Origin of the sequence: Pseudomonas sp. Sample_9, assembly GCF_004307535.1 — a bacterium.
Taxonomy (GTDB): domain Bacteria; phylum Pseudomonadota; class Gammaproteobacteria; order Pseudomonadales; family Pseudomonadaceae; genus Aquipseudomonas; species Aquipseudomonas mercuritolerans.
This window is the reverse complement of the sequence record NZ_RAZO01000212.1, coordinates 3,944-7,877: the sequence shown is the minus strand read 5'-3', so window position 1 is coordinate 7,877 and position 3,934 is coordinate 3,944. Positions and strand designations below refer to the sequence as shown.

The 3,934-nt window shown below is 60.9% G+C and carries 3 protein-coding genes and 1 pseudogene; 2 read left to right on the top strand and 2 right to left on the bottom strand.

Annotation, left to right across the window (positions count from 1 at the left end):
* Positions 1–330: pseudogene (locus tag D6877_RS11585) on the top strand (transporter substrate-binding domain-containing protein); the annotation flags it as partial.
* Between the two features lie 221 nt (positions 331–551).
* Entirely contained in the window at positions 552–2,423 is a 1,872-nt protein-coding gene (locus tag D6877_RS11580; RefSeq protein WP_130910863.1) for a DEAD/DEAH box helicase, read from the top strand.
* A 239-nt stretch (positions 2,424–2,662) separates the two neighbouring features.
* On the opposite strand, the gene D6877_RS11575 is transcribed toward D6877_RS11580, so the two are convergent.
* Positions 2,663–3,241, bottom strand: a complete 579-nt coding sequence (locus D6877_RS11575; RefSeq protein ID WP_039757580.1) for a YceI family protein — start codon at positions 3,239–3,241, stop codon at positions 2,663–2,665.
* Between the two features lie 31 nt (positions 3,242–3,272).
* The gene (locus D6877_RS11570; RefSeq protein ID WP_130910862.1) at positions 3,273–3,824 is read right to left on the bottom strand and encodes a cytochrome b; all 552 of its coding nucleotides are present in this window, start codon (positions 3,822–3,824) and stop codon (positions 3,273–3,275) included.
* Between the last annotated feature and the right edge of the window lie 110 nt (positions 3,825–3,934).

Here is a 3,934-nt window from a genome sequence, read left to right as displayed (position 1 = left end):
TTCGGCAAACTGGTGCGCGGGCGGATCGACCTGCTGATTACCGATCGCCGCGTCGGCCAGCATTTGCTCGATGAATTGAATATCCGCGATCTGATCACCGAAAACCCGACGGTTATCAGCCGCCAGAGCCAGTTTCTTGCGGTTCGGCGCAATGCCGGCATGGACTTGCTGGTGCAGCGCTTTGGTGCCGAGCTCAAGCGTTTCAAGCGCGAACCGGCCTACGCCGAGCTCAGCGCACGTTACGGTGCTGCGCCGGTTGATAGCGCGTCACTGCGTGACGCCACGGTTGGCGGCAAAACCGTTGAGCAGCAGGAAAGCAGCGCGCAGTGATTGCTCTGTTATACTCCGGCGTTCCCGCCAGGCTCACGCCCGGACGCCCGGAACCGTAACAGGCCTCTCGACCCGCTACAGCGCAGCTTCCAGCCCGCGCGAGCGCTCCTGACGTGCCTTCGGAACCGCCGCTGGACCGGACGGGATTGCGTCCTCTTAAACGTGATTCGCGCCAGGCAAGACTCCCATTGGGCCAAGCCCTAACTAAAACAGGATTACTCATGTCCTTTGCTTCCCTCGGTCTCTCCGAGGCTTTAGTCCGTGCCATCGAAGATGCGGGCTATACCGAGCCTACTCCGGTGCAACAGCGGGCCATTCCCGCCGTGTTGCAAGGTCGCGACCTGATGGTGGCGGCTCAGACAGGTACCGGTAAAACCGGCGGCTTCGCCCTCCCGATTCTGGAGCGGTTGTTCCCTAACGGTCACCCGGACAAATCCCAGCGTCACGGCCCGCGCCAACCGCGCGTGCTGGTCCTGACCCCGACCCGCGAACTCGCGGCCCAGGTGCACGAGAGCTTCAAGATCTACGCCCGTGACCTGAAATTCGTCAGCGCCTGCATCTTCGGCGGCGTCGGCATGAACCCGCAGGTCCAGGCCATGTCCCGTGGCGTCGACGTCCTCGTCGCCTGCCCGGGTCGCTTGCTCGACCTCGCCGGCCAGGGCAGCGTCGATCTGTCCCACGTGGAAATTCTCGTCCTCGACGAAGCCGACCGCATGCTCGACATGGGTTTTGTCCACGACGTGAAGAAAGTCCTCGCACGTCTGCCGGCCAAGCGCCAGAACCTGCTGTTCTCGGCGACTTTCTCCAAAGACATCACCGACCTCGCCGGCAAGCTGCTGCACAATCCGGAACGCATCGAAGTGACGCCGCCGAACACCACGGTCGAGCGCATCGAACAACGCGTGTTCCGCCTGCCGGCCAGCCACAAGCGCGCACTGCTGGCGCACCTGATCACCGCCGGCGCGTGGGAACAGGTGCTGGTGTTCACCCGCACCAAGCACGGCGCCAACCGTCTCGCGGAATACCTGGACAAACACGGCCTGCCGGCGGTGGCGATCCACGGTAACAAGAGCCAGAACGCCCGCACCAAAGCCCTGGCCGACTTCAAGGCCGGTGATGTGCGCATTCTGGTTGCCACCGACATCGCCGCCCGTGGTCTGGACATCGATCAGTTGCCGCATGTGGTCAACTTCGAACTGCCGAACGTTGATGAAGATTACGTGCACCGTATCGGCCGTACTGGCCGCGCCGGTCGCTCCGGCGAGGCGATCTCGCTGGTCGCGCCGGACGAAGAGAAGCTGCTGAAAAGCATCGAACGCATGACCAAGCAGAAGATTGCCGACGGCGATCTGATGGGCTTCGACTCCAGCACCATCGAAGCCGAGAAGCCGGAAGCCCGCGAGCGTCCGGACATCCGCAACTCGCGCAATTCCCGTGGCCCACGTGGCGACGGCCCGAATGGCGGCGGCGGTGGCGGCGGTCGCAAGGACAAAGGCAAAGACAAGGGCAAGGAAAAGCCGGCCGGTGAACGTGGCGAGCGCCCTGCCCGTCAGCAGAAACCGCGCGAAGGCACACCAAGCCGCGATCAGCGCCCGAGCCAGCCACCGCGTGCGGCGGCTGACCGTGCCCCGGACGAATTCCTCGACGACGATGTGGATAACTTCGGTAACCGCGTTGACTACGTGCCGAAAGCCGCTCCGGCCGGTGGCCGTGGCCGTCGTCCGGGCGCACCGGCACAAGGTGCAGGCGCTGGCACACCGCGTGGCGGTCAGCCACAGGGTCGTCAGAACGGCCCGCGCAACAGCAACGGTTCGAGCACCGGCACTCCACCGGCCAAACGCAGCGGCCCGCGCAACGGCGCACCGCGTGACGGTCAGGGTCGTCGTGACGAATCCGCGCCTCGCAGCCGCCGCCCGGCCCGTGACGATCAGCCACGTACCGAGCAACCAGCCGTGCAGAACCCGCGCAGCAATGGCCCGAAGATCATGCACAAGGAATCGAAAGCCGACCGCTTCCCGACGCCTGAGCAGCTCGATCAACTGCCAAGCCGCCCACGTGGCGAGAAACCAGCACTGCTGACCCGCAATCGCTGAGTTTCAAGCCGCAATGAAAATGCCCCGACTCGAAAGAGCCGGGGCATTTTTCATAAGCGCTGCTAATCGCTTTGTGTAGGAGCTGCCGAAGGCTGCGATCTTTTGATCCTGATCTTGATCTTCAAAAATCAAGATCAAAAGATCGCAGCCTTCGGCAGCTCCTACAGGGGATCTGTGTTGTGGCAATAAAAAAAGCCCCCGGCCTTGCGACCGGGGGCGTTTTCATGTGGCGGCGAAATTTATTTCGCTTTCACACCTTCAAACGAAACATACAGCTCGACCGCATCGGACTTCGGACCAAGGTCTTTCTGCTTGCCGAAATCGGAGCGCTTGATGGTGGTGGTGCCTTCGAAGCCGGCACGGTAGCCGCCCCATGGATCCTTGCCTTCGCCCAGGAAGGTGGCCTTGACGACAACTGGCTTGGTTACGCCCAGCAGGGTCAGGTCGCCGGTCACGTCAGCGGTATTGGCACCGGTGGACTTGACGCTGGTGGAAACGAAGGTGGCCTTGCCGAATTTGCTGGCGTTGAGGAAGTCAGCGCTGGCGATGTGCTTGTCGCGTTCGGCGTGGTTGGTGAACACGCTGGCAGTGTTGACGTTGAACTCGATCTTGCTGTCTTCAGGCTTGGCAGCATCGAAGCTGAACTTGCCGTCGATGTCCTTGAAGGTACCGGTGATGTAGCTGTAGCCCAGGTGGCTGATCTTGAAGTCGACGAAGGCGTGCTGGCCTTCCTTGTCTACCACATAGTCAGCAGCCATTACGTTGGCGGACAGTACGGCCGAACCGATTGCCAGAGCGGCCAGAGTCTTTTTCAACATGCTTTCTTTTCCTTTGAGTCGAGGTTGAATTTCAGGCTTTGCGACCGAGCATTCGAGTGAGGGTCGCATCACGATCGATAAAGTGGTGCTTCAATGCTGCCAACGCATGGAGACCGGAAAAAATTACCAGTGCCCACGCCAGCCAGAGATGAATCACCCCAGCGGTATCTGCCTGATCCGGTAGTCCGGAGAGCAGAGCAGGAACTTCAAACAGGCCAAACACCGGGATCCCGACACCGTCTGCGGTGGAAATCAGGTAACCGGCAATCATCACAGCGAACAGCGCCAGATACAGAAACCCGTGGCCGAATTTAGCGCCGATACGGGTCATGCGACTGTAGCTTTGCAGCGTTGGCGGCGGCGGGCTGATGAAACGCCACAGCACTCGCAACACCATCACCGCGAGCAGCACCAGACCGATGCTCTTGTGCAGGTCCGGCGCGTCTTTGCGCCAGGTGCTGTAGTAATCCAGCCCGACCATCCACAGACCCAGCGCAAACAGCCCGAAGACCGCCAACGCCACGACCCAATGCATGAAGATGCTGACCCAACCATAGCGCGAAGAAGAGTTACGTAGCTGCATTGCCCAAATCCTGTGAGAACTGCGAACCAAGACTAGCGAGTTATCTATCGAATTAAAGCGGAAAATTTTGCTTTGAAATATCGAGAAATACGATCAAGAGTCTGCGAGCG